The organism is Geminocystis herdmanii PCC 6308 (genome assembly GCF_000332235.1).
Taxonomy (GTDB): domain Bacteria; phylum Cyanobacteriota; class Cyanobacteriia; order Cyanobacteriales; family Cyanobacteriaceae; genus Geminocystis; species Geminocystis herdmanii.
In genome coordinates this window covers 64968-91403 of record NZ_CM001775.1, presented here as the reverse complement: position 1 = coordinate 91403, position 26436 = coordinate 64968, and the positions used below count along the sequence as shown (strand labels likewise).

Below are 26436 nucleotides of genomic sequence, written 5' to 3'. Positions count from 1 at the left end.
CATTATCCTGAGACATTTAAAAACGGGTAAAATTAGCAAAGAAATAGCCAATAAAGACACCAATTAATAAAGCCCAACTTTGTCCAGTTTCTACAAAATTTTTCCAAGCCTCAGTCACTTTACCCATAAGATCAGGATCTTCGATCATTTGTGCAAATAATAAACTATGATTGATAACATCATGAATAGATAAATCCATAGGAAAAAAGTACGGTTCTACATTAATTTATTCATCTCTAATTATAAGCATAAAAGTAAAAAAGCCCTTTAATTTTATCTAAAGTTAAGGACATTTAGAGATAATTACTTTTATTTTGGAAAAGTTACCTATAAATAAAACCATAGAAAAAAAATCAATAATTTTGTAGTGGTTAAATAATATTCAATCCATCTGGGTTAATATCTTTTTTTTACCCATTTTTTCCAAATGTCTAAGGGAATGAATTTCATTCCTCACCACAAAAGTTAACTTTCTTTAACTATATTTTTACAAAAATGATCAAATTCTCAATTCTCAATTCTCAATTCTCAATTCTTAATTTTTTTATATGATGATTAAGTCAGCTTATATTCACATTCCTTTTTGTAAAAGGCGATGTTTTTATTGTGATTTTCCCATAACAGTTTTAGGGGATAATAGTGGTAATAATTACTCTCCTTGGCAAACAGAATATGTTGATTTTCTCTGTCAAGAAATTATAGCTACTTCTTCCGAAAATACCTCTAGTTTAGAAACAATTTTTTTTGGCGGAGGTACTCCTTCTCTCCTTGCGGTTGAAGGTTTAGAAAAAATTTTAATTACTTTAAATGAACATTTTAGTATTAGTAAAAATGCAGAAATTTCTTTAGAAATTGATCCAGCAACTTTTGATTTAACTAAACTCAAACAGTATCAAAAATTAGGTATCAATCGAGTTAGTTTAGGAGTCCAAGCCTTTCAAAATAATTTACTAGAAATCTGTGGTAGAACACATAGAATAGCAGACATAAATCAATCGATCGAATGGATTCATCAAGCAGGTTTTGACAATTGGAGTTTAGACTTAATTTCGGGTTTACCTCATCAAACTATGGAAGATTGGTTAGAGTCTTTAGAAAGATCGATCGAACTGCAACCAAAACACCTATCCTGTTATGATTTAGTGTTAGAATCCGTCACGGCTTTTGGTAAAAAATATGTTGACGGGGATAACCCATTACCCCCCAATGAAATCACCGCAAAAATGTATTGTTTAGCCTCAGAAAAATTGAGGGAAGCAGGATATAATCATTATGAAATTTCTAACTATAGTAAAGAAGGTTATGAATGTCGTCATAATCAAGTTTATTGGCATAACGAATTTTATCACGGTTTTGGCATGGGAGGGGCTAGTTATACGGAAAATCAACGTTTTACTCGCCCTCGTACCCGAAAAGAATATTTTACATGGGTTAAAATCTATGAAGAAAATAAAGGAAAAATAGATATTTCTCCTACTACTAATAATGAGAAATTATTAGAAACTTTAATGTTAGGTTTAAGACTCAAAAAAGGTGTTGATTTAGCCTTAATTAAAACTAATTTTGGTCAAGAAATTTACGATCGAATCCTATCATGCCTCAAAACTTTTTTAGATGACGGTTTAGTAATTTTTAATCAACAACTCGATCGACTTAGTTTAGCAGATTCTCAAGGCTTTTTGTACTCAAATACAATTTTAACCGCATTATTTGCCGAATTAGAAATAGAAAATTAACGAAAAACCACAGTTTAACCAAATCATAACTTACGACTCGATCGACTCAGGATAAGATATGAACAAGGGGTAATAAAAAGTATTTTGATTAAGATTAGGTGTTAGGTATCAGGTAAAATCTATTTTAGGGTGGAAAATGTAAATTTCTTAACTTATTACTTATTACTCATTACTCATTACTCGATTTCTATATCCTAAATTAATTATTAACAATGAAAGATCAAACCATTAATTTAAAAAATCCTCAGTATTATTTTAATAGAGAATTCAGTTGGTTAGAGTTCAACTATCGAGTATTACAAGAAGCCTTAAACGAAAAAACCTTACTCTTAGAAAGATTAAAATTTACTGCTATTTTTAGTGCGAATTTAGATGAATTTTTTATGGTAAGAGTTGCCGCTTTAAAACGTCAAATAGAAGCGGAAGTAACAAAATTAACCCCTGATGGTAGAACTCCATTACAACAAATTAAAGAAATTAATCAAAGATTACGCCCCTTAGTAAAACAGCAAGTAGAAAACTTTGAATATAACCTCAAAAAAGAGTTAATTAATCATGGAATACACCTCATTAATTTTGTTGACTTAAATCAAGAACAACGAAATTATTTACATCAATATTTTGATAATAACATCTTTCCTGTACTTACTCCCCTTGCCGTTGATCCTAGTCATCCTTTCCCCCATATGTCTAATTTGAGCTTAAATTTAGCCGTATTAGTCAAAAATCCTGATACGGGGGCAGAATTATTCGCTAGAGTCAAAGTACCTAAGACACTCCCCCGTTTTGTCACTTTTCCTGCTGAATTACAACAAGCTGGAAATACAGATGAGAATATGCTCTGGGTTGGTGTACCCCTTGAACAAGTGATGGCACATCACTTAGAATCCTTATTTCCGGGCATGAACGTGCAAGAATGCCATAATTTTCGTTTGACAAGGGATGCGGATTTAGGGGTACAAGAAGACGAAGCAGACGATTTATTATTAGCAATACAACAAGAACTACGAAAACGCCGTTTTGCAGGTTCGGCAGTACGCTTAGAGATTCATCCCTCCATGCCTGACACCATGAAAGAAATGTTGATGCAAGGCTTGGGTTTAGAGGATATGGATATTTACGAAATCGATGGTTTATTGGGTTTAAGTGATTTATTTGCTTTGACTGGTTTACCCTTGCCACATTTAAAAGATGCCCCTTGGAATGGCATTATACCTCCTCCTTTTGATCAATTTCAAAAGTTGGAAATGGCGACAGAAAATGACGATGACAACAATGTCAGTGAGGAATTTTTTGCCATGATTCGCAAAGGGGATTTAATGCTACATCATCCCTATCACTCTTTTACCGCTACTGTACAACAGTTTATCACTCAAGCAGCGCACGATCGAAATGTCATGGCGATAAAAATGACGCTGTATCGTACTTCGGGGGATTCTCCTATTATCAAAGCCTTGATTGATGCCGCCGAAAATGGTAAACAAGTAGTGGCATTAGTCGAATTAAAAGCTCGTTTTGATGAAGAAAATAACATTCTTTGGGCGAGAAAATTAGAAAAAGCGGGAGTCCATGTTGTTTATGGTTTAGTCGGTTTAAAAACCCATACTAAAGTTATTTTAGTGGTGCGAAAAGAAAAAGAGAAAATTCGCCGTTATGTCCATATAGGTACTGGAAATTACAATCCAAAAACAGCTAAACTTTATACTGATTTAGGTTTAATTAGTTGTCGGGAAGATTTAGGGGCGGATTTAACGGATTTATTTAATTTTTTGACAGGTTATTCTAAACAAAAAGTATTCCGTAAACTCTTGGTTGCACCTGTAACTATGCGCGATCGAATGATTGCGATGATTGAAAGAGAAGCCGAACATTGTCGTAATGGTAGTACGGGGAGAATTGTGGCAAAAATGAACTCTTTAGTCGATGTACCTGTGATTCAAGCCTTATATAAAGCATCTCAAGCGGGGGTAAAAATAGACTTAATTTTGAGAGGAATTTGTAGCCTAAGACCAAATGTTGAAGGTATCAGCGATAATATTAGAGTAATTAGTATTATCGGTCGTTTTCTCGAACATTCTCGGATTTTCTATTTCCATAATAACAGTGACGAGGAAATTTATATCGGTAGTGCGGATTGGATGGGAAGGAATCTCTCTCGTCGAGTGGAAGCCATTACTCCCATTGACGATCGAAATTTGCTCAAACAATTACAAGAAATTCTCGGAATTATGTTGTCTGACAATCAACAATCTTGGGAATTACAAAGCGATGGTAGTTATATTCGCCGTCAATGTAAACCCGAAGAAAAACCCATCAATACCCATCAAATTTTAATGGATATGGCGATGGAATCTGTCAGTAATAATTAATAATCAAGAATTAAGAATTAACAATTAAGAATTAACAATTAACAATTTTGTAATGTAACCCTAACTCCCTAACACCTAACACCTAATACCTAATACCTAATAATTATGATTTCTACATTTTTACTTACTCTTTTATTAATGATTGGTTTGTTTTTTTTCATCAGAGGAAGCATCAAAGATCGTACTGAAATTGTTACTATTTCTTGTGAAGATAGTCAAGATAATATATTAAGTTATTTAAGGGATTATTTTCAAAATCGCTCCTATAAAGTAAGCTCGATCGAGCCTGAAACAAATAAAGTTAGTTTGGAGGGTTTTGTTTCTCCTAGCATCTTTTTAGCGGTTTTTTTGAGTTTTTTAGCTGGTTGTGGATTATTCTGTTTTGCGTTAGTTTTATCGATGTTATTTGACACCGAAACCTATCTATTTATTTGGTTATTAATTTTTTGTCCTTTAGCCGGTTTTTTTTACTGGAAAGGTGCAGGAAGAATCGAAAAAATAGTCTTTCGTTTAGATAATAATAATTCATCTACAGATACTTTAATTACGATTCAAGCTCATCGTGATGAGTTAATACAATTACAGAGTAATTTTCCTTTTAATTATTCTGTTAAAGAAGGTTAAAAATAATCAGAAATTACTCTAGCATTCTTAATTCTTAATTCTTAATTCTTAATTCTTAATTGTCTTGCTCCCAAAGGGTACTATTTTGACGAATACTGCGATAATCACCATTGCCGATAATCAAATGATCGAGAATGGGAATACCAACTATTTTGGCACATTGCAATAATTGTTCGGTTAAGGTTAAATCTTCGATCGAAGGTTCAAGATTACCTGAAGGATGGTTATGGGCAATAATTATGTTTGTGGCAGAATGTCTTATGGCTTCCCGGAATAATTCCCGTGGATGAATAAGGGTTTCCGTAGCAATGCCGATGGTGATAACTTGGGTACTAATTAAGCTATGTTTCGTATCTAATAGCAATACAGCAAAACGTTCTTGACACTGCCACATCAATTCATGACTAAAAGCCGCCGCTGCAGCCGTTGGGCTGTCGATGATAGCTTTAGCAGAGGGGCGAAATTGAAAGGTGCGTTTTCCTAACTCTACTCCTGCTAATATTGTAGTGGCTTTAGCCGGTCCTATTCCCTGAATTGCCATTAATTCTAAGGGTGAAATTTCTCGCAATACATCTAAGGGGTCTCGTTTATTTTCGCTGAGTTGAGTAAGGATATATTGGGCTAATCCTACGGCGGATAATTTGCCTTTTCCCTGCCCTGTACCCAATAAAATGGCGATTAACTCCGCAGAGCTTAAATTTCTAGCCCCTAGCTCTAATAATCTTTCTCTAGGGCGTTCGCTTAAAGGTAAATCGGCAATTCTGAGATTATAAACCATCGTTTTATTCTGCAAAACAATCTTTTTATTTATTGTAAATGTTTTTATTACAGATTACTCAAATAATTTTAAAATTGGCAAGTTCGATCGCGCAGCGCCACTTTTAGTGATCGAGCAGCGCCACTTTTAGTGATCGAGTTTTTTTGCTACAATTATATAGTCGTTTCAAAATCCTAGTTTGTTTATGGCTACTTCTTCCCATGATTCCCAAGCATCTATTACACCGATTCAACATTTAAAAAATTTCGGTAATAACTTAGTTAAAACTACTTTATTTATCAGTATTCCCATTGGTATTGTCTATATTCTTAATTTGCCCTATCCTGCCATTCGTCGCCCTGTATCAGAAAAAGCACCATTATTATTATTACCGAGTCAAATTAGCACGGAATATCACTTTAAAAAGTCGGTTAATTTAGTCGAACAAAGTGAACAATTAATCGATAATGCCACTAGCATTGATGATATATTACTAGGAGAACAAAAGCTACAGGAAGCAAAAAATAGTCTCAATAAAATTCCTTTAAATTTTCGTAGTGATTTATTTGGGGGGCATTCGGGGCGCTATGGTTACGGTTGGAGCTATTCTCCTATGGATTATCAGGATATGCGAGGAAAAGTTGGGAATTTGGAAGCTAAAGTTTTTCAAGAAAAAAATGCTCAAACTCTCTTACAACAAGCTGAATCAGCTTTGAATCAGGCTAAAAATGATTATCAAAACAAGAATAATCAAGAAGGTGCGATCGCACAATGGCAACAGGCAATTAACCAATTAAAAGAGATACCATCAACTACTTTTGCAGGTCAAAAAGCAGAAGTTAAGGTTAATAACTATATCGCAGAATTGGAGAAAATAGCAGGTATTCAATCAAATACAGACAAATTTAACACTTTTATCGTTTCTGCTCAACAATTTTCGGCGAAAGCAGTACAATTAGGAGAAAATCCGCCCCATAGTCTCGAAAAATGGACAGAAATTGAGGGATTCTGGGCAATGGCGATCGAGGAGTTACAACAAGTATCATCAGAAGATGGTCAAGGTTATATTAAAGCGAGGCAATTAATTGCTGAATATAAAGGAAATTTAGCAGAAATAAAACTCAGAAAAACTGAGGAAGAAAATGCCCTTAATAGTTTAAATTTAGCTCAAGACAAAATCCAAATTTTAATACAAAATCCTCCCACAGATATAAATAATGGCATTGCTCAAATTCAAGATATTATTAACCAATTAAACAAAGTTAAAAATGGCACAACGGTTTATAGCGAAGCTCAAACATTAAAATCTTTTGCTCAAAATAAATTAACAGAATTTAATGCTAAAAAGTAGTTATTTATCTAGCTAAAGAAGGAGGAATTTCTAGGTTATTTTCCCTCATTAAATCATCATTACTCATAATTTCCCTAGGGTTGCCATCGGCTACTATTTTACCTTGATTCATTACTAAAACTCGATCGCACACCTCCAAAATTAACTCCAAATCATGGGAAGATATTAAAATTGTTTGGGAAGAAGATTGTAAAAAATTGATTAATCTACGCCTTGCTTTTAAGTCTAAATTAGCACTAGGCTCATCATATAAAATAATTTGAGGATTCATAATTAATACAGAAGCGATCGCAACCATACATTTTTCTCCTCCTGATAACTCATGGGGGATTCTATTTTGTAAATGTTCGATACCTGTTGCGTGTAAAACTTCCTGCAATTTTTTTTCGATTATGTCAGGAGAAAAACCTAAATTTTCAGCACCAAAAATAATATCATCTTTAACTGTTGGACAAAATAATTGATCATCAGGATTTTGAAAAATTAAACCAATTTCAGGGTAAAAATTATGAGAAATAATCTTTTTATCAAACAATTTAATTTCCCCTTGATGGGGACTTAAAACACCACAAATAGACAAAAATAACGTAGTTTTTCCTGCACCATTTGCACCAATTAAACCTACCTTACTTTTATCCTGCACCGTTAATGATAAATTATCAAATATTTTTTTATTATTGTATTGAAAACACAAATTGTTTATATATATAGCTGTCATTGATTAAAAAAATGAGAAAAATTATTATGACTATTCTACTTTAATTATAATAAATTATTTTTTTAGATAATTACTAGATTTTAGGTGATAAATATAGCAATTTTTATTTTGGGGAAAAATTTAATATTAGTAAATAATTTTGAATTGTTTATTAATTATCAATTCTCAATTTTTCTCATCTAAAATTGCGATATTATCTATATTATAACTTTTAAAATTGTTCGTAAGTAATAAGTTATTTTTATCTCAATAATTTACTATTACTATATGATAAATTAAGATGATTTAAAAATAGCTCTATAATTCTTTAAACAAGTAACATTTTAGATAATATGAACATAATAATTTGTGGAAAAAACTAAAATTAATTCATTATTTTAGTTAAAATAAATTTAAACTAAAAACGTACAGTTATGGTATCATAAAACTGAATATAAGTATATAAAAATCTGCTCAATGAGGTAAATTGGACATGAGAAACATAAATCATGATCCTTGGGATCAAATTAAAGAGGAAATAATCCTATTATGTGTTCAGTGGTATCTAACAGAAAGATTAAGCTATTCTCAATTAAAGACGGTGATGCAACAAAGAGGTTTTAAACTTGATCCCCGCACGATTAATAATCTGGTGACAGAATATTCTACCTTAGCAATGAAACGATTTAAAGAAACAGAAAGAAGAAGAAAAAGAGGCTGGAGAATTGTACAAATACCTTTTAAAATGAAAGGCAGAAAAAAATACTTATATCGTGCTTTAGATGCTCAAGGAAATACTTTAGACTTTATCATTAGCAGTAAAAGAAATAAAGAACAAGCTAAACTTTTTTTTCAAAAAACTATTTCAAAAAATCCGCAAATTAATTCTAATAAAGTTTTATCTAAAAAAGAAAAAGCCTCTATTCAAAAAAATAATATATTTCAAAAATTTATCATTATTTTTGTTCTTTCATCTTTAGGTATATTTGTTTTTAATCAAGTAGCTAAATATACGGAAAATAATAATAATATTTTACCCAATAATTCTTCTCAATTCGTTAATTAATCTTGTTAAATTAATGTTTTTACAATTCGATCGAACCGCTCCAGATTTTTCATTAAAGCTATTATTTATTAGTCTCTTAATTTTACCTTTTCAAACATTTTTCGGTATTTTACTTCTATTTTTTATTATTTGTAAAGCATGGCAAAATAATTATAGCTCGATCGTCCATGACAAGTTAACTTATTATTTTATGGGTTTAACAGGATTAATCATAATTTCTTGTTTTTTTGCCTATAATGTAGCGGAGGCTTGGTTAGGAATTATCCATTTAATTCCGTTTTTTTTCATGTTTTTAGCCCTGAAAAGTATTATAACTAATTATAGTCATTTATATTATATAATACTGCCAATTATTTTTAATTCAATTATCATCAATTTTTTAGGGATTGGAGAAGTAAAATTAGGTTGGCAAACACCACTTTTTATCTATAAAACGTTGGGATGGCAATTAATCGCCTATGGCACACCCGAAGGGCGGATGTCTTCAGTTTTTCCCCATGCAAATCCATTGAGTTTATACTTAGTTACCGCTTTATTTTTTGGATTAGCTTTATTAGTTGAGAGATGGAAAAATAATCAATATGGCAAGATAAATATTATTTTATTTTTAACTATTATACTAAATATTATCGGCTTAATTTTAACCAGTTCTCGTAATGGGTGGATTATCACTTTATGCGGTTTTTTAGTCTTTGCTTTTTATTTTCGTTGGTATTTTCTCTTAATATTATTAACCGTGAGTAGTGCCTTAATCAGCTGGGCATCTTTTGGTAATTTACCTCTACAATCTTTAGTAAGAAAAATCATTCCTAGTTTTTTATGGGCAAGATTATCCGATGAAATGTATCCCGATCGACCCTTATCTACGCTAAGATCAACACAATGGGATTTTTGTCTTGATTTGATCAATAATCGACCTTTTTTTGGATGGGGATTAAGAAATTTTAGCATTTTATACGAAGAAAAAACAGCTACTTATTTAGGGCATCCTCATAACTTTTTTTTGATGATGAGTGCAGAAACTGGATTAATTACTACGATCGTAATGATAGTGATTATTGGTAAAATTTTGTGGGAAGGAATCGTTAGTTTAATTAAGAGTAAATCAGAGAAAAAAGAGGGTATTCTTTTATTAAGTTATATTGTTATTTTTTGTGGTTATGGTATTTTTAATTTATTCGATGTCAGTCTTTTTGATTTAAGGTTAAATATTTTAGCTTGGGTAATTCTTGCATCTATTTCTGGGGTTAGTAATAATGAAAAAAATTACAGTATATCTAAATAGGGTTTGCCTCATAGTCTTTATCGATTAGGGAGATAGGAGTTAGGAGATAGGAGATAGGAGAAATACTGAAACATCAAGGTTTTGATGCTGTTAATAGATAGAATGAGTATAGTTGTATTTTAAAAAATAAGGTTAAAAGTGTTGAATTTTTGAATAAAAATCCTTCAAACGGAGCACTTTTTCACTAATGTATTATATCTAAACCATTCATTTTAATAGCTTTCTGATTTATTCAGCAAACCTTAAATAATAGAAAATATAAAATAATACTTAAATGTTTTCAGCAAACTCTAATTGTCAATAATATAAAAACGCTTTTTATCATCATCAAAAAAGATACCATATTCTATAAGTTCATCCCCTGTAGCTTTTAAAAAACTATCATAACCAGCATATTTAATATAGTCAGTTTTTTTCAATCTTTGCCATACTTGTTGACGAGGTAAATAAACTCTTTTACTAATATCTTCTTGAGATAAATCTGCTGTTACTGATGGATATAAAAACTTATTTGGTTTAAATAAATCATCATTTTTAATTTTTAATTGTGATTCTAAATCTTCAATTCTCTTGATAAAAGGTTGTAGAGATTTACTAAGAATTGAGTTGATTTTTTCTTCAAGATTCAAGTTATCTTTCTTGTTAATAATTTCTTCAATAATCACAGGATTATTTTCTAAACAAGCATCAATTAATTTATCAATAATCACTAAATAGTTAATCTTATTTTTGACACACCATTCCTGAAATTTTAGTAACTTTGTTCGATCGCACAAAGCCATTTCACGATCGAACTCTAAAGATTTTATCTCATTATGATCATCATTAGGCATATCAAATTAACCTTTATTTATTTCAGTAACTAAATGAGTTAATTCAGGAATAATCAATTTTTCTAAACCTAGTTTAACAGCATTACTAGAACCGGGCAAAGAAAAAACTATTTTACCATTATACAATCCTGCGGTTGCTCTGGAAGCCATCGATCGAGAGCCAATTTCTTGATAACTTAAATAGCGAAAAATCTCCCCAAAACCAGACAAAGTTTTTTCTAACATTTGACTGATTATATCATAGGTATTATCCCTAGAAGAAATCCCCGTTCCTCCTGTAAAAATGACACAATTTAATAGTTGATTAGATGCTAAATTAATTAGTAAAGATTTTATCTGTTTAGGTTCATCTTTAATAATCTCATAATGAATAACTTTATGACGGGCATCTATCAACATTTCTTGAGCAATTTTACCACTAATATCTGTATCAAAAGTGCGAGTATCACTAACAGTTATCACCGCACAATTAACGCTTTTTATGTCAGAATTTTCATGAGGAATAACCATAAGAATTAATGGAGAATTGAAAATGGAAAATTGAAAATTAAAGAGTATGAAATTAATGGAAATTAGGAGTATGAAATTAATAAGATATGGGAATGAATAGGAGTTGAGAATAAATAGAAGTTATTAATATCACCCGCATTGAAATAAAATTATAATGCTAACAGCACAAATCTCTCTTAGCGATTCAACAATTAATTCTTAATTCTCCATTATCCATTCTCCATTATCCATTCTTCACTATTCGGATTTAGTAAAACCTAAATCATGTTCTTGAGCGTAGCGTTCCATAAAACGCATAAATCTATCCCATTCTTGAGAAGATTTTATCAAATAAATGGCTTCGATCGCTTTAGGTTCACCGTTGATAAATTTACATTTTACCTCACGAGTGACCAATTCCCCTTCTTCATCAATCAAATACATTCCTGTAACTTCTTGATTATTACCGCTTTCTAGTACCTTTGAACTTTCAAAACGAAATGTTGCGGTGCCGTTACTACCGTCACGAGAGCGAGTTAATTTAACATCAGGGATAGATTCTTCGATGATGCCTCTAGCAAATTCAATTTGAGCCATGATGATATTTCCTATGATTTTGATTAAACTATAACTTTACCTATCTTCTCATAACATTGAATCATCAACAGTAAAATTTGAGAATTGCAGTTTAAAGCTAATGATTAACTATTATATAACTATTTAGCGATGTTAGAAGTCGAAGTACATTCGGAGTTACGAAATTTTTTACGTCAAAAATCGCAGTTTAGTTGGATACATCATCTAACTATGGCGAGAATGGTGGCTCGTGGGTTAAGATTAGGTCGATCGACTATCATTCAAACTGGGGCAAATTATAACCAATATTATCCTAGTTATTTAACTCCAGCTTTATTGTCAGCAAATTCTCTGATTATCGTAGCGACAAAAGAGATTCAACAGCTATTGGTTAAGGAAAAAATACCCTGTTTACAGCAATGGTTAGATACCGATAAATTTGTTACGACTAACTATCAACAAAACACGGTAAAAAAATCTACCTTATATGTAATTACCTATGAGGATTGGTTAGACTTAGTGATGAATAATTTAGTAGAGAATGAAATGGTTACTATTATTGAAGAAGCGGAAAATTTACCTGATATTATCACTGAATATTTAACCCTAGAAATTACCTCTCAAGATTGGTATAATTTACAGTTATTTTTTCCTCAACATCAAGATTTTATTAGGGAAAAGTTAGCTAAATTAACAAAACTCATTTATTCTCATCCTTCTAATCCTTATAATAGCTATTTGTTAGAGGAAGAAGAAATTATTATCATTGAAGAATTATGTAATTTAGTCAAGGAAAAAACATCCTATGATCAAGTTTTAGCAAAATTTATTTATTTATCTCAAGCATTGTCACAAAATGATCAGTATATCAACTATTTTACTATGGATCGATCGAAAGGTTCTTTTACCCTTAAATCATCCCCTTTAGAATTAAAATCATTAATTAATCATATTTGGCAAAATCGTGCTTTAATTTTATTATCTAGTTATTTAGAACCTGATAAATATCCAGTGGATTATAGTCAATATTTAGGCTTAAAATTAGATGATGTGACGTGCTTAAAATTCTCTCCTGATGGACAAAATCAAAATCTAAACCTCTATTTTCCCAGTAATTTTCCCTTTCCCAATAATCCTCAATTTCAAAGTAAAGTTATCCAAGAAATTTTAGCCTTAGTTAACAGTATAAAAATTAACCATCATCCCATTATTATTATAATAGATGATGTCCCATTACAAGGACAAATTACATCTAATTTAGCAGGTTATTTTGGTTCAAGAGTACAATTAAACTCCTTGAATATAGGAAAAAATAGTATCTTAGTTTGTGATATAAAATTTTGGTTAAATTATCAAGCTCAAATCTTAACTCCCATACTATTAATTTTTGCTACTTTGCCAATTCCTTCCCTAGAAAATCCTTTAATTGCCGCTCAAGTTACCCATTATAAAAATCAGAAAAAAGATTGGTTTCGTCTTTTTCTGTTACCCTCTGCCATAAAAATTTTACAACAATCAACTATGTCTATTAGAAAAAATCAAGGCATAATTGCTTTATTAGATAATCGAGTTAATTATCGTAGTTATGGTATTAATATTTTACGATCGTTAGAACCCTATGCAAAAATTAATTATATCGATATATATTCAGCAGGATAATAATTTGATATTGATGAAAACGAGGAATAGGCAATAGATAATAGTTATTTTGTAAAACTCAATTATTATTTTAAAAAGTATATTATTAATGATGATTAAAGTTGTTGGTATTGGTTTAGAAGGAGAAAAAAGTTTAACTAATTTGGTGTTAGAAATAGTTAATCAAGCCACAGTTTTAATTGGAGGAGAAAGACACTTACAATATTTTTCTAATCACTCTGGAATTAAAGTAAAAATAAATAATTTAGAAACAGTTATTTATGACATTAAAGAATATCAAAAACAAGGAGAAAATATCGTTATTTTAGCATCAGGTGATCCTTTATTTTTTGGTATCGGCAGAATTTTATTAAATAATTTTATTCCTGATGAATTAGTCTTTTATCCCCATAGTAGTTGTGTGCAGTTGGGTTTTAATAAATTAAAAATCCCTTGGCAAGATGCACAATTTATTAGTCTTCATGGTAGGAATATTGACTCTTTAATTCAACCCTTAAAAAAAGGCTATGAAAAAATAGGTATTTTAACAGATAATATCAACAATCCCTTAATTATTTGGCAGGTTTATCAACAGTTAAAAACCAGTATCAAATATGATTTTTGGTTGTGTGAAAATCTTGGTAGTCAAGAGGAGAAAATTACCTTAATAGATAAGAATGAAGATATAAAACTAGAAACAATATCTCCTTTAAATATAGTTATTTTAATCAAAAAATCTGAGTTTTATAGAGCTATTTTAGACTTAGAAAAGTTACCGATAATAGGATTACCAGATAATCTATTTAAAACCTTTCCAGATCAACCCGGTTTAATGACCAAAAAAGAGGTAAGATTAACCATATTAGGGGCATTATCTTTACAAGAAAATCAAGTAATTTGGGATATAGGAGCTGGTACTGGTAGTGTTTCGATCGAGATAGCTAGACTGGTGAAAAATAGTCAAATTTATGCTATAGAAAAAACCGCTATGGGAGCAAATTTAATTAAACAAAACTGTCATCAATTTCAAGTTAATAATATTGAAATAATCCATGATAAAGCAGAAAATATGATTGAAAATTTACCAAATCCTCACCGCATTTTTATCGGCGGAAGTGGAAGTAATTTAACCTTTTTATTAAACATAATCGAAACAAAAATTTATCCTGAAAGTAAAATAGTTATCGCCCTAGCCACGATCGAAAACCTCCATGAAGCCTTACAATGGTTTAAAGATCATAATTGGACTTATGAGATTATTCATGTACAAATATCCAAATCTTTAGCGATTGCTAAAAATACCCGTTTTTATCCCCTTAATCCTGTGAATATTATTACCGCAATAAAAGCATAATTTATTAAATAACATAACAATTAATCTGATAGGGGAATAAATAAGCTCGATCACTAATAGTTAATTAATCTCATAAAAAATTACTGTATTATTATACATTATAATATTAAAAATCGATCGAACTCTTAACTAACAAGAAAAAGCGATCTCAAAATATCAGTAGATCGAAAAAGAGATTTTAGATACTATCTATTTCATTTTGTATAAAAAAATGGTATAAGATATTCTTATTATTAATCTTGATTTTATTGGGTCGGAATAATGAAGGGTATATCCAATACCTTTAACCATCTAATTATTGGCATACTAAAGAACTCTCTATCCAAATATAATTTTTCAACTCGGATATTTAAACTAGATAATTCTGATAATAAATAGGTTAAAATACAAACCTTGGTTTCTTTACGTCTAATGGCTCTAATGGCTAAAATTACTCGTTTTCCCTTTTTGATGACATATAGCCAGCGCATATCCATAAAAAGAACAAGTTCCATTTTTGGCTTGTGAACGACATTATCACCCAAGATTTACTATTTATATTAGTTCTTATGAACTATTTGTCTATGAGTTTTCTCTTCTTTTCGATCTACTGAAAGTTGATTTTCTGTTTCTAATTTTTTAACTTTCTGATTAAGTTCTTCTACCAGATTGAGTAGCATTTCTACTGATATACGCAAATCATCATCGGCAATTAATTGAGGTTCAATCCTTTGCAGTAATTGTGATATTGACAACAAATGAACTGATTTTGTTTGCGTCATATTTTATATTCTATGACAGATGATCTATATTGTAAACTTTTTTCTTTTTTCCCACAAACCACTAATTATTGAGCTGATACTTTTAAAATAAGGTTATGTTATCAAATATTATGTTCGATCGTTACAAATTATGACTTCATTAAAAGATACAATTCATGGGATTATTAGCTTAGGGGAAAATCAGGGAATCGCTAATAATATCTTTAATTTTATTCACAAGTAATGTTAATTAATTTAATTAAAATATAAATAATAAAAAAATGTTTAGACACATCAGTAATTTTATCGGTTTATTTTTTCGTAAATCAAGAAATATTAATAATGAACCTGTTAATAAGGTTAGTTTAACAGTTATTATTATCATTGATTTGTTTATTCTCTTTAATGTTTTTGCAGGATTGGATGATATTAGTCGATGGCATTTAAGCCCTTCTCAAGCCTATTCTTGTTATTCTTCATGGCAAAGGTACAATGAAGATACTAGGCTCGATCACGAAGTGGCGCTGCGCGATCGAGATTTTCACATAGTTAGTGAAACCTTAAATCAACGTCTTGATATTCCAGAAAATCCTGAAGAAAATTATCGAGGAAAATTAGGAAAAGTATCAGAAATTTGTCTCAATTTTAATAATATTAAAAATCAGGTAAATCAACCAAATAATCAAGCAATTTTTACCAAGATACAAAATAATATCACACAAGTAAAATCTCTCCAAGAAAAAAATCGTAATATTCGCAGTCAATATGATTCTACTTTATTGGAAAAAATTGCAGGACAACCAAGTAATTTATCGATAAATCAAATACAGGCACAACAAGCGAGGCAAGAATTAGAAAAAAATGATCTTACTATCACTAATTTAACGAAAGAAATTGCTCAATTAAAACAACAATTAATAACTACTGCTGAAAGTACTAATTTTATTAAATTTTTAAACTCTGAATCTGAATTTCAACAAGTAAAAAAAGGTTATGAATCTGCTAATTTTTGGTATCCCACAATCCAAATATTTTTACAATTTTTATTCTTAATTCCTCTGATTACTATTGCCTTATTTATCCATAACTTTGCTTTGGAAAAAGGCTATGGATTAATGGCTTTAATGAGTTGGCATTTATTAGTTATCTTTTTTATTCCTTTATTAATTAAAATATTTGAGTTTTTACAAGTAGGAATAATTTTTGAATTTCTCGTTGATATTATTACGGTTATTTTTGGAGGATTATTATTTTTAATTAGTTATATTTATATATTATTAATTCCTGTTATTGGTTTTGGTATTATCAAATTTTTTCAACAAGTTGTTTTTAATCCTAAAAGTCAAGCTAGTAAAAGAATCGAAAAATCTCGTTGTTTAAATTGTGGTAAAAAAATTAATAATAATCATCAACATTGTCCTCATTGTGGTTATTATCAATATATAGAGTGTGCAAATTGTCATAATTTAACCTATAAACTGATGCCCTATTGTTATCATTGTGGAAGTCCTCAAAATTAGGGTTGGGAAATTGTCTGGACTATGATTTTTATGATTAAAGGATTATTATGATTAATGAAAAATATAAATATTCTGATCTGACTTCTAAAATTATAGGATGTGCAATGACGGTGCATTCTGAATTGGGCAATGGATTTCAGGAAGTTATTTATCAAAGAGCTTTGAAAATTGAAATGGATTTGCAAGGAATACCATTTTCTCGAGAACACGAAATGCCTATTTACTACAAAAAACATCAAATCGGCACCAGAAGAGTCGATTTTTTGGTTGAAGAAGTTGTTTCGGTGGAATTAAAGGCAACTATTGAATTACAAGATGTGCATCTTGCCCAAGCCATTAACTATCTCGAAGCGTATGATCTCGAAGTAGGTTTACTCATCAACTTCGGTGCAAAATCATTGCAATTTAAAAGGTTAACGAACAAATCATTTAAACAAAAAAATCAAGGTAATCCAAAAATCAAATAAATCATAGTGCATACACGTGGTACACACAGGCTACAATCAAGACGATCGCCAAATTTCATCGAGGATGAACCAAGAATCGATTATCATAGAAAAAGTATATTTATATGAAAAATTAAATTAACGTGAGTCAGACTAACTTAGAATTTTTAGCCGATACAGACCCAGCTATAGCTGAAATTATTGCGAACGAGTTGCAACGCCAAAGAGGACATTTAGAATTAATTGCCAGTGAAAATTTCACCTCTCCTGCGGTAATGGCTGCCCAAGGTTCAGTTTTAACCAATAAATATGCGGAAGGTTTGCCCGGAAAACGTTATTATGGTGGTTGTAAATTTGTTGATCAAGCGGAAGATTTAGCGATCGATCGAGCAAAACAGCTATTTGGGGCGGAAATGGCGAATGTTCAACCCCATTCGGGCGCACAGGCTAATTTTGCGGTGTTTTTAACCCTGCTCAAACCGGGGGATAAAATTATGGGCATGGATTTGTCTCACGGTGGACATTTAACCCATGGCTCTCCTGTCAACGTTTCTGGTAAATGGTTTGAAGTGTGCCAATACGGTGTCAGCAAAGAAACCGAGCGTCTCGACTATGATCAAATTCGGGAATTGGCATTAAAAGAACGCCCCAAACTCATTATCTGCGGTTACTCTGCCTATCCTCGTACGATCGAATTTGACAAATTTAGACAAATTGCGGACGAAGTGGGAGCATATTTATTAGCAGACATTGCTCATATCGCTGGTTTAGTGGCGACTGGTTTACATCCTAATCCCGTGCCTTATTGCGATGTGGTAACAACTACAACTCATAAGACATTAAGAGGACCAAGAGGCGGTTTAATTCTTACCCGTGACGCAGAATTAGGTAAACAACTCAATAAAGCCGTATTCCCCGGTACACAAGGAGGCCCCCTCGAACACGTTATCGCAGGTAAAGCGGTGGCTTTCGGAGAAGCCTTAAAACCCGAATTTAAAACCTACTGTCAACAAGTTATCCTCAACTCTCAGACATTAGGTAATCAATTAGTCAGTCGTGGCTTTAAGTTAGTTTCAGGAGGTACAGATAATCACCTCAACTTAGTGGATTTACGATCGATCGGTATGACTGGTAAACTAGCAGATCAGTTATTAGGTAAAACTAGCATTACAGCTAATAAAAATACTGTACCCTTCGATCCCGAATCTCCCTTTGTTACAAGTGGATTGAGATTAGGTTCACCTGCGGAAACCACCAGAGGCTTAAAAGAAGCGGAATTTACCGAAATTGCCAATATTATCGCCGACAGACTCTTAAACCCCGAAGATGAAGCCGTGAGATTAGATTGTATTAAACGTGTTGAAACATTGTGCGATCGATTCCCTCTCTATCCTCATTTAAGAATCCCTGTACCAGCTTTAGCTTAACGGCGAGAAGCCCCACACTTTGTTTTCAACAAAAAAAATAATTAAACAAGTGTGGTTGGTAATCGCCTGTGACGTGCTATCATAAAAACAGGCTAACCACCTCGCCACTTGACACAAACGTACAGCTACCTTGCTGGTGAACAGTGCATAGCGTGGGTCTAAAAGGTTAAAAAGTTGAAGCCGATGGGCAGTCGGTAACAAGTTTGCGGAGGGCAATGAATCGGGGTTGTCGAGCAATCGATGGCTAGAAACACCCGTTGAAACAGAAAATCCAAGTAGCGATATTTGGAAGCCCACGTCTGTATCCGTAGGATCAGCGCGGGAGGATGTCACCATAATATACTTAGTAGGGTGGGCATTGCCCACCGATAATCATTATAAACTAACCCTAATTTATTAAATTTGAGGTGCGATCGCATTTTCCAGTTTGTTTTAACGATCATCTCTATAAACTTCTCTGCGATGCTTACACTGTAATATTTTGATTTGATGATTGGAATCATCAATTTCATAACGAATACGATAATTTTCCACTCTAAGTCGATATTGATTATCATATCCTTTAAGTTTGATCACTCCTTGCAAACGAGGTTCTGTTGATAATACTTTAAGTTTTTCCACGATACGCAATACAATTTCATTCGGTAATTTATCAATCTGCTTTTGTACTGACTTAGAGATGATAAGATCGTAATTCATTAATTAATATTGCCTCTTTGTTCAAGGTATTGATTAAGGTTCAAATATTCTTCGTTTTCATATTCTTGTTGAACTAACTTAATTTCATTGATTGTATTTTCATCCTCTTGATAATTAGCTTCTTCTAACTCAAATATTTGTTGCTCTAATATTTCTAAAAGTTGCTTTTTACTTTCCAAAGATAATGGGAGAATTGCTTTACTAATTAATTCTAAATTTTCCATATTTCGATTCAAAATCTATTACATTTACTTTTTATTTTACCACTTACAAAACTCGATGCCAAAGGCACGCTGCTCGCCCACGAAGTGGTGCTGCACGATCGCACCACAGAAAAAGGAAGAAGATATAAAAGATATAGTAATTTTTCTATTGGTTTAACCTGAGTTCGACATAAAATCATCGGTTAAGATAAGGTGTTAGGTATCAGGTAAAGATAAGGTGAAAAAGTTATTCAAATTGATTTTATCGAAATTAAATTAAGTAATTAATTGATCCAAACAAAGAAATTGTTAACCTGCAACCTGCAACCTGAAACCTGCCCTTATCAAACATTTTTGCATCGAACTGAGGTGATATTAAGTTTGATGAAAGTACCAGAGTCTATTTATACCAGCCTAGCTCATGATTCTGTTTCAACCATCTCATTATAATTATTGTAATAATTACGCTAATTGTTTCTTTTTTTGTAGCCCCAATGTTGGTAATTTTTATTTTGCAAGTAAGTTATAGTATGAAAACTGCTAATATAGTTAACCTCCCTTACACATTATGCTTAATAAGTACTCTTTGAGCTAAAACATTTATAGGTTAAAGATTAGAAGCTATTTTACTCATTTTTACATTTTCAAATAAGCGAACGATGAGTTAATAATCATTATCAGCCACACAAATCCCTTTACATTTAATCCCATTAGTAGCGGTACGTTTACAGTGATCACATAAAATGGGATCATTCATCTCTTGATTAGGTTGATTATTCTTGATATTTTTATCTTGTTCGATCGTACTTTTCATCATGATATTTGTTGATTAATTTTTTCTAGTAAATCCATTAGTCGCAAACGTACAGATTCATGACTATATTCATCATCTGGATGTGCGGTTTCTCCTACATTTTGAAAGTAAGGACGTTCACCATTCATTTGTCCCCATTTTAAATCAACTTGTTTCACAAAATCATAGTATTTATGTTCATTACTGAGAATATCCTCAATAATCAAAGTTAACGCATTCAGAGGTTGTGTATCATGACAACTAATTTTATCATCTCCACCATTCACTAAATCCGTTAAAACTGCTTGTAAAGCACCCGACAAATCTTTAAGGTTATTCCCAATGAAATTATTTATTTCTGTTTTTATTTGAATTATTATAGGTACAGGAGATTCTCCTTTCAAAAAACCTCCTCCTTCCCTAGCGATTAAGTCTGCAAGGGTAAATTTTCTCCCCTGTAACGCATCCCTCATTATTTCTAACTCTCTTTCTTCATCTTCTTTTGATGTCATGAAATCTCTCTCCTCATATTATCTTTATAGTTTCAGTAGTAAATTTTTAATCCCTACTATCTATTTTTATCACAATTTTTCATTAGACCGATAAAAGTATGAAAAAATAAAGATCAATAACCAATAAATAATTATATTGAGATTTTATGATCGATTCCTCAGATTTAAAAAGTAGATTACACCCCTTAATTAATCAATTAGCCGATGCCATTATTGCTATTTGGCAAGAAAATTTAATTTTATCACCCTATCAACTTCCCGAAGAATTAGGATATGTGGAAGGGAAATTAGAAGGGGAAAGACTCACTATTCAAAACACTTGTTATCAAAGTCAACAATTTCGGAAAATGCACTTGGAATTAGCGAAAGTGGGTAACAATTTAGATATTCTTCACTGCGTTATGTTTCCTTATCCTCAATATCCTTTAGCGATGTTTGGTTGTGATATTGTGGCAGGAAAGGCGGGAATTAGTGCGGCGATTGTGGATTTATCCCCTACCAGTGGCGATAAAACTCTATCTTCTGATTATCAAGAAAAATTGTCTAGTTTAGCAGAAATTACTTTTCAAGATAAACGAGATTTACCTCCTTGGGGCGATATTTTTTCTCCTTTTTGTTTATTTATTCGCCCTTCCAATGGTGAAGAAGAAATGTTATTTTTGCATAGAGTTAAAGATTTTTTAACAATTCATTGTCAAATAGCTACGGCATCCCAAGAGGTTTCTGCTTCAGAAAAATTAGTCTATTTGCAAGGGCAAAAAAATTACTGCACTCAACAGCAACAAAATGATAAAACTAGACGAGTTTTAGAGAAGGCTTTTGGGGTAGAATGGGCTGAAAATTATATGACTTCTGTTTTGTTTGATTTACCTAATTTTTAATACAAAGTTTACTCAGTAATTTCGGTAATTTTAGTTAAATTAAACAGAAAAAAAAGCTAATATTTAAAATTATTTAATTCTTTAGACATCTCCCGAATAGATTTTTAATAAGTTTGTAGTGAGGGTTTCAACCCTTCTTCAACTTATGTCTATTAAGAAATGACTAAAGTCATCACTACGAACTTTTTTATGTCAAAATTAAGTAATTCAGGTTATACTTTACCCGTTTTTGCTACGGCTTCAGCAGTGGCAAGTTTGCAATATTTACAAAATAGTTATCAAGAAAATCAGGTTATTATCGATTTAATTAAACCGTCAGAATTGGCAACTATTAATATTGAACAAATAGCTAAAATTAGTGATAATCAAGCCTTAGCTATTACCCGTTCAAATCCGGGTGATAATTTAGATTTAACCCGTGATACTCCTATTTGGTCGATCGTAACTTTAACACCACATTACGAAACTAAATTAATTATTGAGGGGGGGGAAGGCATTGGAAAAATTACTAATTTAGATGGAAAATCTGCTATTTATTCCTATGCACAAAAACTATTAGAAAAAAATTTATTAGACAACTTAAAAAGTCCTAGTATTGTGGAAGTAAAAATTATTTTACCCGAAGGAAAAAAACTGGCTCAACGTACTTCTAATTCAGCTTTTGGAGTGATTGAAGGGTTATCTTTATTGGGTACAACAGGAATTTCTCAACCTTTAACCAGTCAAAAACAGTTAGAATTATATCAACAAGAGTTAGCAGAAAAGGCGAAAAAATTTGATAATTTAGTGTTTTGTATCGGGGAAAATGGTTTAGATTTAGCTGTTAAATTAGGTTATAATTCTGAGCAATTAGTAAAGACTGCAAACTGGTTAGGCTCAATGTTAGTAAAGAGTTCGATCGAGCAAGTTAAGTCAATTATATTATTAGGTTATCATGGAAAGTTAATTAAATTAGCAGGAAATATTTTTCATACTCATCATCATTTAGCTGATGCAAGATTAGAAATTTTAACGGCAATTTGTGCTAATTTTAATTTACCTCATGGAATTATTCAACAAATATTTACGGCGGAAACCACAGAATCAGCTTATCAAATTTTACTAGCATTTGACAGAGAAAATAAGAGTAATTATACTGATCAAATTTATCAATTTATGGCGAATAGAATTGCTAATAATTGTGAAAAATATATTTTAAAACATTCTGAACATTTTGTCAAAATATCAGTTATTTTGTTCGATCGAAATCGTGAAATAATTGCTAAAGGAAGTAGTGAATAAAACTATGTTAGTTGTAAAATTTTGCCGCCTAACTCCCCAAAATTGTCACCCACTAACCCCCAAAGTTGGGGGAATAAAAGGGGGATTGTTCACAAATCATTGAGGACTGTTATAATAAGATTTTAAATCATGATGATCGGTTCGATCGAACAGTATCATTAAATATTCTTTAAGGTTTTAAATTATGATCAATCAAAAAAAAATATCTCGTATAATAGTCTCATTTTGTTTATTTTCTTTACTATTTTTATCCGCTTGTAATCCTCAACCGCCTTCTCGTTTTGAATCGGCACAACAAGAAAGTTTAGACGCAGGAAATAGAAATACTGCCGTTGATAAAGATGCGGTAAAAGGTGCTAGTTTTAATCAATTTTTTCCTGTTAGTAGTGGAGAATATGAAAGAGTTTTTACCCAAGAAAAATCAGGATTTGTTCAAGCAAAATTAAAGCGTAATGGAGAAGATTTAGCAGTTTTAGCTATTTTTGATACTATTAGCAATCCCTCAGCTAAAGAAGACTTTAAAAATTCTACGGATAAAATTAACGGTTTTCCAGTGGTAGAAAAAGGCACAAATAATACTGCTGTTTTAGTGGGCGATCGTTATCAAGTTAGTATAAAATCAAGTAATGTAAATTTTGATTTAAAACAAAGAAAAGAATGGTTAAGTAAATTCGATTTAACTAACTTAGCAAATTTAAACTAAATAAAATTTATACCATTTCAAATAATCTTAAATAGTCCATTAATCATTCCACATAATATCACAAGAGAATAGAATATGAGTAAAGCAATTTTTGAATTAGTCGATAATTTACCAAAAAATAATATTACCACCATGGTATTAAAATCCCTCGATTTCGCTATTCCGGGGCAATGGCAAAATACTACTAATTTTGAGCAAATGATTCGAGAAGTGACGGGAGAAACTGACGAACAAATTATTCAAAAAATTGGCGATCGTGCGGTATGGTTATTTAATGATAAAACCCAAGGCTATCAAAATGCGTTATGGTTATATCAAACCGTTGACAAAGCCGATTATGCTTTAGGGGCAGCAGCTTTAGCCAATAAAGTAGGCTCAAAAATAGGTTTATTAAGTTTTCTTAACCGCCTCACCCCTAACAACGAAAAAGCCCAGGCGCTAGACTTAGCCATCAAATTAGTAGTAGAAGTCGTTGCCTTTTGTCAAATCAACGGTTTACCCGGAGACAGTATCGGAGATTTCGTCAAAGCCTTAGGAGAATATGAAGGAGACGCTTTAACACGCATGGCGGCTTTAGTCTGTTTTGATGGTATCGTGCCTTTTGGTGCAGATTTTATCTTAACAGTAGAGTCAACTATTAGTAACCTATCGAGTAAAGAATTAACTAATAATGCAGGGTTTTCCAGTGTCAGTCGCTTTATTCCGGGAGGAAATCCAGCAGGGCAATTACAGTTTATCGGCAATAGTTTCTCTGCCGTTAAGGGATGGATGACAGGATTTGTCGCCAGTCACGCCATCACCCAAAATAAAGTAGTAAAAAATCTCCATAGTTTTGTCGAATTTTCTGAAGATCAATTAGATTATGTCGCCGCCTTCCTCGATATGTCAACCAACTACTTTGAACATACAGGCATACAGTCCATCGGACGCAGTTTGATCTCTCGTGCTATGATGGAAATTTAAAAGCCCGTTTTGTCTCTAGGAGTAAAGGTATCAATTAAATTCACCATCCTGTAATTTTATTGAATTGCGGGATAGTGATCATAGTTTTAAAATCAATAGTTAAAAATAATAGCTCATTTTTCCTATGCCTAAAATACCATTAATCAATATTCCCCAAGGTATCCCCAAGGAAATCAAATTTATGAGCGTCAATGGCGAGATATTTTAGGGGTGCTAAAAGTTCAATCCCATGATTTAGATTTTAATTATTTAACATCATGGGCACAAAAAGAAAATTTGGCTGATTTGTTAACAAAAGCCCTAGAGGAATCAGGTTTATAATTAATAAAATTAATGATTAAAAGTTGCTAAATACTATTAAAATTAGCCTTAATTAAAATAAATAATTCGATCGACTTTAGATATTAGACTTCTCCAGAAAAAAGTTTAAATAATTTTGGAATGAAAATTTTACCATCTAAATAAACTTTGACTCAAAGAAAACTCACGTTAGAATAGAAAGATAAATAAATCCAGTATCAGTAATCAACGTTTATGACACAAGCAGTAATGTCCAATAGCGGTATTCAATTAACAGAAAATGCTCTTAAACACGTTTTAATGTTAAGACAACAACAAGGTAACGAAAATCTCTGTTTACGGGTAGGCGTTAGACAGGGAGGGTGTTCTGGTATGTCTTACATGATGGATTTTGAAAATCTTAACAATGTCACCGAACATGATGATATTTTTGATTATGAAGGTTTTAAACTAGTGTGCGATCGAAAAAGTCTATTATATTTATATGGCTTAGTCTTAGATTACAGTAACGCTATGATTGGAGGCGGTTTTCAATTCACCAATCCCAACGCTAATCAAACCTGTGGTTGCGGTAAATCCTTCGCTACCTAAATAGTCAAATAGTGCATAGTGAATAATGAATAGTTTTCAATCACCTACTCCTCTCATTCCTAATTTCTCATTCCTCATTAATTATTATGTTTCCCTTTTATGCGAAAAAACCCGAACGAAAACCCCTATTAAGCCCCGTTTTAAGTACCCCTATTATACCTAAAAAACCTCAAACACCTAAATTTAAAATTCCTTATCATTTTCAAAAAAATAGTATTATTACCTATTCCCAATCCCAGATTAAAAAAGAGTTAAAAAAATATCCCGGATTATTAAAAACTCTTGGTCATGCTTATCAATATCAAATCATCTTTATCGATGAAGATCAAGAAAAACAATATTGGTTTTGTCGTAATTTAGAGATGATGATGCCATTACTTAAATATTTGAAAGAAAAAAATTGGTCTGTAGATTGGCAAGAAAAACCCTTTATTGTTAAAGATTCTCCTATCTATTATTCTCCTCGCAATCAGTGGTATTAATATTTGTTAAGATCAACGCTATTTTGTGACTATTATTACCAATTCCATCGTAAAATATAATATCAGACTAAACAAAAAAAGTTAACTTTTAAAAGTGCTTATTTTTGTGTTAATCATATT

At 31.6% G+C, this 26436-nt stretch carries 30 protein-coding genes; 18 read left to right on the top strand and 12 right to left on the bottom strand.

Annotation, left to right across the window (positions count from 1 at the left end; all coding sequences use genetic code 11):
• Positions 1 to 16: 16 nt before the first annotated feature.
• Entirely contained in the window at positions 17 to 199 is a 183-nt protein-coding gene (locus SYN6308_RS00495; RefSeq protein ID WP_017292462.1) for a hypothetical protein, read from the bottom strand.
• A 349-nt stretch (positions 200 to 548) separates the two neighbouring features.
• Between SYN6308_RS00495 and hemW the strand changes: the two genes are divergently transcribed.
• The 3 genes from hemW (at position 549) to SYN6308_RS00480 (ending at position 4729) form a co-directional block, all read left to right on the top strand.
• Positions 549 to 1736, top strand: coding sequence for a radical SAM family heme chaperone HemW (gene hemW, locus SYN6308_RS00490; protein WP_017292461.1), 1188 nt, complete (start codon positions 549 to 551; stop codon positions 1734 to 1736).
• A gap of 212 nt (positions 1737 to 1948) precedes the next feature.
• Complete coding sequence (ppk1, locus tag SYN6308_RS00485) at positions 1949 to 4105, top strand: polyphosphate kinase 1 (RefSeq protein WP_017292460.1); 2157 nt, start codon at positions 1949 to 1951, stop codon at positions 4103 to 4105.
• A gap of 105 nt (positions 4106 to 4210) precedes the next feature.
• A complete protein-coding gene (locus tag SYN6308_RS00480) occupies positions 4211 to 4729 on the top strand; it encodes a cofactor assembly of complex C subunit B (RefSeq protein ID WP_017292459.1) in 519 nt (172 codons plus the stop codon).
• A gap of 55 nt (positions 4730 to 4784) precedes the next feature.
• Here SYN6308_RS00480 and radC read toward each other — a convergent pair whose 3' ends face one another.
• On the bottom strand, positions 4785 to 5507 hold the full coding sequence (gene radC, locus SYN6308_RS00475) for a RadC family protein (RefSeq protein WP_017292458.1): 723 nt from the start codon (positions 5505 to 5507) through the stop codon (positions 4785 to 4787).
• A gap of 184 nt (positions 5508 to 5691) precedes the next feature.
• Between radC and SYN6308_RS21300 the strand changes: the two genes are divergently transcribed.
• Positions 5692 to 6837 carry a hypothetical protein gene (locus SYN6308_RS21300; RefSeq protein ID WP_017292457.1) on the top strand — a complete coding sequence of 382 codons (1146 nt, stop codon included), beginning with the start codon at positions 5692 to 5694 and terminating at the stop codon, positions 6835 to 6837.
• 4 nt (positions 6838 to 6841) lie between these two features.
• Here the strand turns inward: SYN6308_RS21300 and SYN6308_RS00465 are convergent, their stop codons facing one another.
• Positions 6842 to 7555, bottom strand: a complete 714-nt coding sequence (locus tag SYN6308_RS00465; protein WP_026101837.1) for an energy-coupling factor ABC transporter ATP-binding protein — start codon at positions 7553 to 7555, stop codon at positions 6842 to 6844.
• Between the two features lie 472 nt (positions 7556 to 8027).
• Between SYN6308_RS00465 and SYN6308_RS00460 the strand changes: the two genes are divergently transcribed.
• Together SYN6308_RS00460 and SYN6308_RS00455 are read left to right on the top strand one after the other, a co-directional pair.
• The gene (locus tag SYN6308_RS00460; protein WP_017292455.1) at positions 8028 to 8600 is read left to right on the top strand and encodes a DDE-type integrase/transposase/recombinase; all 573 of its coding nucleotides are present in this window, start codon (positions 8028 to 8030) and stop codon (positions 8598 to 8600) included.
• A 13-nt stretch (positions 8601 to 8613) separates the two neighbouring features.
• A complete protein-coding gene (locus SYN6308_RS00455; RefSeq protein ID WP_017292454.1) occupies positions 8614 to 9885 on the top strand; it encodes an O-antigen ligase family protein in 1272 nt (423 codons plus the stop codon).
• Between the two features lie 290 nt (positions 9886 to 10175).
• Here the strand turns inward: SYN6308_RS00455 and SYN6308_RS00450 are convergent, their stop codons facing one another.
• The 3 genes from SYN6308_RS00450 to psb28 form a co-directional block, all read right to left on the bottom strand.
• Entirely contained in the window at positions 10176 to 10718 is a 543-nt protein-coding gene (locus SYN6308_RS00450) for a hypothetical protein (RefSeq protein ID WP_017292453.1), read from the bottom strand.
• Between the two features lie 6 nt (positions 10719 to 10724).
• Positions 10725 to 11228, bottom strand: a complete 504-nt coding sequence (locus tag SYN6308_RS00445; RefSeq protein ID WP_017292452.1) for a MogA/MoaB family molybdenum cofactor biosynthesis protein — start codon at positions 11226 to 11228, stop codon at positions 10725 to 10727.
• Between the two features lie 237 nt (positions 11229 to 11465).
• The gene (gene psb28, locus SYN6308_RS00440) at positions 11466 to 11804 is read right to left on the bottom strand and encodes a photosystem II reaction center protein Psb28 (RefSeq protein ID WP_017292451.1); all 339 of its coding nucleotides are present in this window, start codon (positions 11802 to 11804) and stop codon (positions 11466 to 11468) included.
• A gap of 129 nt (positions 11805 to 11933) precedes the next feature.
• Between psb28 and SYN6308_RS00435 the strand changes: the two genes are divergently transcribed.
• Together SYN6308_RS00435 and cbiE are read left to right on the top strand one after the other, a co-directional pair.
• Positions 11934 to 13442: a helicase C-terminal domain-containing protein gene (locus tag SYN6308_RS00435; RefSeq protein ID WP_017292450.1), complete on the top strand. Its 1509-nt coding sequence runs from the start codon at positions 11934 to 11936 to the stop codon at positions 13440 to 13442.
• Between the two features lie 91 nt (positions 13443 to 13533).
• Positions 13534 to 14775, top strand: coding sequence for a precorrin-6y C5,15-methyltransferase (decarboxylating) subunit CbiE (gene cbiE, locus SYN6308_RS00430; RefSeq protein WP_017292449.1), 1242 nt, complete (start codon positions 13534 to 13536; stop codon positions 14773 to 14775).
• 245 nt (positions 14776 to 15020) lie between these two features.
• On the opposite strand, the gene SYN6308_RS00425 is transcribed toward cbiE, so the two are convergent.
• On the bottom strand, positions 15021 to 15269 hold the full coding sequence (locus tag SYN6308_RS00425; protein WP_026101836.1) for a hypothetical protein: 249 nt from the start codon (positions 15267 to 15269) through the stop codon (positions 15021 to 15023).
• Between the two features lie 45 nt (positions 15270 to 15314).
• Positions 15315 to 15536, bottom strand: coding sequence for a hypothetical protein (locus SYN6308_RS21295; protein ID WP_017292448.1), 222 nt, complete (start codon positions 15534 to 15536; stop codon positions 15315 to 15317).
• A gap of 260 nt (positions 15537 to 15796) precedes the next feature.
• On the opposite strand from SYN6308_RS21295, the gene SYN6308_RS00415 reads away from it, so the two are divergent.
• The 4 genes from SYN6308_RS00415 (at position 15797) to SYN6308_RS24780 (ending at position 19308) form a co-directional block, all read left to right on the top strand.
• Complete coding sequence (locus SYN6308_RS00415; RefSeq protein ID WP_017292447.1) at positions 15797 to 17035, top strand: hypothetical protein; 1239 nt, start codon at positions 15797 to 15799, stop codon at positions 17033 to 17035.
• A gap of 47 nt (positions 17036 to 17082) precedes the next feature.
• Positions 17083 to 17502: a GxxExxY protein gene (locus tag SYN6308_RS00410; protein ID WP_017292446.1), complete on the top strand. Its 420-nt coding sequence runs from the start codon at positions 17083 to 17085 to the stop codon at positions 17500 to 17502.
• A 122-nt stretch (positions 17503 to 17624) separates the two neighbouring features.
• Positions 17625 to 18908: a serine hydroxymethyltransferase gene (gene glyA, locus SYN6308_RS00405; RefSeq protein WP_017292445.1), complete on the top strand. Its 1284-nt coding sequence runs from the start codon at positions 17625 to 17627 to the stop codon at positions 18906 to 18908.
• 226 nt (positions 18909 to 19134) lie between these two features.
• Positions 19135 to 19308 carry a hypothetical protein gene (locus SYN6308_RS24780; protein WP_158412739.1) on the top strand — a complete coding sequence of 58 codons (174 nt, stop codon included), beginning with the start codon at positions 19135 to 19137 and terminating at the stop codon, positions 19306 to 19308.
• 32 nt (positions 19309 to 19340) lie between these two features.
• Here the strand turns inward: SYN6308_RS24780 and SYN6308_RS00400 are convergent, their stop codons facing one another.
• The 4 genes from SYN6308_RS00400 to SYN6308_RS00385 all read right to left on the bottom strand — a co-directional run bounded on the left by SYN6308_RS00400 (position 19341) and on the right by SYN6308_RS00385 (position 21115).
• On the bottom strand, positions 19341 to 19607 hold the full coding sequence (locus SYN6308_RS00400; RefSeq protein WP_017292444.1) for a type II toxin-antitoxin system RelE family toxin: 267 nt from the start codon (positions 19605 to 19607) through the stop codon (positions 19341 to 19343).
• The gene (locus SYN6308_RS00395) at positions 19607 to 19831 is read right to left on the bottom strand and encodes a hypothetical protein (RefSeq protein ID WP_017292443.1); all 225 of its coding nucleotides are present in this window, start codon (positions 19829 to 19831) and stop codon (positions 19607 to 19609) included. The genes SYN6308_RS00400 and SYN6308_RS00395 overlap by 1 nt, the downstream gene beginning before the upstream one ends.
• A 643-nt stretch (positions 19832 to 20474) precedes the next feature.
• A complete protein-coding gene (locus SYN6308_RS24775; protein ID WP_017292442.1) occupies positions 20475 to 20627 on the bottom strand; it encodes a hypothetical protein in 153 nt (50 codons plus the stop codon).
• A complete protein-coding gene (locus SYN6308_RS00385; RefSeq protein ID WP_017292441.1) occupies positions 20624 to 21115 on the bottom strand; it encodes a hypothetical protein in 492 nt (163 codons plus the stop codon). The genes SYN6308_RS24775 and SYN6308_RS00385 overlap by 4 nt, the downstream gene beginning before the upstream one ends.
• A gap of 146 nt (positions 21116 to 21261) precedes the next feature.
• On the opposite strand from SYN6308_RS00385, the gene SYN6308_RS00380 reads away from it, so the two are divergent.
• The 6 genes from SYN6308_RS00380 to SYN6308_RS00350 all read left to right on the top strand — a co-directional run bounded on the left by SYN6308_RS00380 (position 21262) and on the right by SYN6308_RS00350 (position 26316).
• A complete protein-coding gene (locus SYN6308_RS00380) occupies positions 21262 to 21996 on the top strand; it encodes a phycocyanobilin:ferredoxin oxidoreductase (protein ID WP_017292440.1) in 735 nt (244 codons plus the stop codon).
• 159 nt (positions 21997 to 22155) lie between these two features.
• Positions 22156 to 23277, top strand: coding sequence for a cobalt-precorrin-5B (C(1))-methyltransferase CbiD (gene cbiD / locus SYN6308_RS00375; RefSeq protein WP_017292439.1), 1122 nt, complete (start codon positions 22156 to 22158; stop codon positions 23275 to 23277).
• A gap of 184 nt (positions 23278 to 23461) precedes the next feature.
• Complete coding sequence (locus SYN6308_RS00370; protein WP_017292438.1) at positions 23462 to 23980, top strand: hypothetical protein; 519 nt, start codon at positions 23462 to 23464, stop codon at positions 23978 to 23980.
• Between the two features lie 75 nt (positions 23981 to 24055).
• Complete coding sequence (locus SYN6308_RS00365; RefSeq protein ID WP_017292437.1) at positions 24056 to 24943, top strand: hypothetical protein; 888 nt, start codon at positions 24056 to 24058, stop codon at positions 24941 to 24943.
• A gap of 534 nt (positions 24944 to 25477) precedes the next feature.
• On the top strand, positions 25478 to 25834 hold the full coding sequence (locus SYN6308_RS00355; protein ID WP_017292435.1) for an iron-sulfur cluster assembly accessory protein: 357 nt from the start codon (positions 25478 to 25480) through the stop codon (positions 25832 to 25834).
• Positions 25835 to 25920: 86 nt separating this feature from the next.
• Positions 25921 to 26316 carry a hypothetical protein gene (locus SYN6308_RS00350; RefSeq protein ID WP_017292434.1) on the top strand — a complete coding sequence of 132 codons (396 nt, stop codon included), beginning with the start codon at positions 25921 to 25923 and terminating at the stop codon, positions 26314 to 26316.
• Positions 26317 to 26436: the final 120 nt, after the last annotated feature.

Excerpts from the sequence above, each read along its gene's own strand:
- SYN6308_RS00495 (WP_017292462.1), bottom strand. The coding sequence starts at position 199 with ATGGATTTATCTATTCATGATGTTATCAATCATAGTTTATTATTTGCA.
- hemW (WP_017292461.1), top strand. The coding sequence starts at position 549 with ATGATGATTAAGTCAGCTTATATTCACATTCCTTTTTGTAAAAGGCGA.
- ppk1 (WP_017292460.1), top strand. The coding sequence starts at position 1,949 with ATGAAAGATCAAACCATTAATTTAAAAAATCCTCAGTATTATTTTAAT.
- SYN6308_RS00480 (WP_017292459.1), top strand. The coding sequence starts at position 4,211 with ATGATTTCTACATTTTTACTTACTCTTTTATTAATGATTGGTTTGTTT.
- radC (WP_017292458.1), bottom strand. The coding sequence starts at position 5,507 with ATGGTTTATAATCTCAGAATTGCCGATTTACCTTTAAGCGAACGCCCT.
- SYN6308_RS21300 (WP_017292457.1), top strand. The coding sequence starts at position 5,692 with ATGGCTACTTCTTCCCATGATTCCCAAGCATCTATTACACCGATTCAA.
- SYN6308_RS00465 (WP_026101837.1), bottom strand. The coding sequence starts at position 7,555 with ATGACAGCTATATATATAAACAATTTGTGTTTTCAATACAATAATAAA.
- SYN6308_RS00460 (WP_017292455.1), top strand. The coding sequence starts at position 8,028 with ATGAGAAACATAAATCATGATCCTTGGGATCAAATTAAAGAGGAAATA.
- SYN6308_RS00455 (WP_017292454.1), top strand. The coding sequence starts at position 8,614 with ATGTTTTTACAATTCGATCGAACCGCTCCAGATTTTTCATTAAAGCTA.
- SYN6308_RS00450 (WP_017292453.1), bottom strand. The coding sequence starts at position 10,718 with ATGCCTAATGATGATCATAATGAGATAAAATCTTTAGAGTTCGATCGT.
- SYN6308_RS00445 (WP_017292452.1), bottom strand. The coding sequence starts at position 11,228 with ATGGTTATTCCTCATGAAAATTCTGACATAAAAAGCGTTAATTGTGCG.
- psb28 (WP_017292451.1), bottom strand. The coding sequence starts at position 11,804 with ATGGCTCAAATTGAATTTGCTAGAGGCATCATCGAAGAATCTATCCCT.
- SYN6308_RS00435 (WP_017292450.1), top strand. The coding sequence starts at position 11,934 with ATGTTAGAAGTCGAAGTACATTCGGAGTTACGAAATTTTTTACGTCAA.
- cbiE (WP_017292449.1), top strand. The coding sequence starts at position 13,534 with ATGATTAAAGTTGTTGGTATTGGTTTAGAAGGAGAAAAAAGTTTAACT.
- SYN6308_RS00425 (WP_026101836.1), bottom strand. The coding sequence starts at position 15,269 with ATGGAACTTGTTCTTTTTATGGATATGCGCTGGCTATATGTCATCAAA.
- SYN6308_RS21295 (WP_017292448.1), bottom strand. The coding sequence starts at position 15,536 with ATGACGCAAACAAAATCAGTTCATTTGTTGTCAATATCACAATTACTG.
- SYN6308_RS00415 (WP_017292447.1), top strand. The coding sequence starts at position 15,797 with ATGTTTAGACACATCAGTAATTTTATCGGTTTATTTTTTCGTAAATCA.
- SYN6308_RS00410 (WP_017292446.1), top strand. The coding sequence starts at position 17,083 with ATGATTAATGAAAAATATAAATATTCTGATCTGACTTCTAAAATTATA.
- SYN6308_RS00400 (WP_017292444.1), bottom strand. The coding sequence starts at position 19,607 with ATGAATTACGATCTTATCATCTCTAAGTCAGTACAAAAGCAGATTGAT.
- SYN6308_RS00395 (WP_017292443.1), bottom strand. The coding sequence starts at position 19,831 with ATGGAAAATTTAGAATTAATTAGTAAAGCAATTCTCCCATTATCTTTG.
- SYN6308_RS24775 (WP_017292442.1), bottom strand. The coding sequence starts at position 20,627 with ATGATGAAAAGTACGATCGAACAAGATAAAAATATCAAGAATAATCAA.
- SYN6308_RS00385 (WP_017292441.1), bottom strand. The coding sequence starts at position 21,115 with ATGACATCAAAAGAAGATGAAGAAAGAGAGTTAGAAATAATGAGGGAT.
- SYN6308_RS00380 (WP_017292440.1), top strand. The coding sequence starts at position 21,262 with ATGATCGATTCCTCAGATTTAAAAAGTAGATTACACCCCTTAATTAAT.
- cbiD (WP_017292439.1), top strand. The coding sequence starts at position 22,156 with ATGACTAAAGTCATCACTACGAACTTTTTTATGTCAAAATTAAGTAAT.
- SYN6308_RS00370 (WP_017292438.1), top strand. The coding sequence starts at position 23,462 with ATGATCAATCAAAAAAAAATATCTCGTATAATAGTCTCATTTTGTTTA.
- SYN6308_RS00365 (WP_017292437.1), top strand. The coding sequence starts at position 24,056 with ATGAGTAAAGCAATTTTTGAATTAGTCGATAATTTACCAAAAAATAAT.
- SYN6308_RS00355 (WP_017292435.1), top strand. The coding sequence starts at position 25,478 with ATGACACAAGCAGTAATGTCCAATAGCGGTATTCAATTAACAGAAAAT.
- SYN6308_RS00350 (WP_017292434.1), top strand. The coding sequence starts at position 25,921 with ATGTTTCCCTTTTATGCGAAAAAACCCGAACGAAAACCCCTATTAAGC.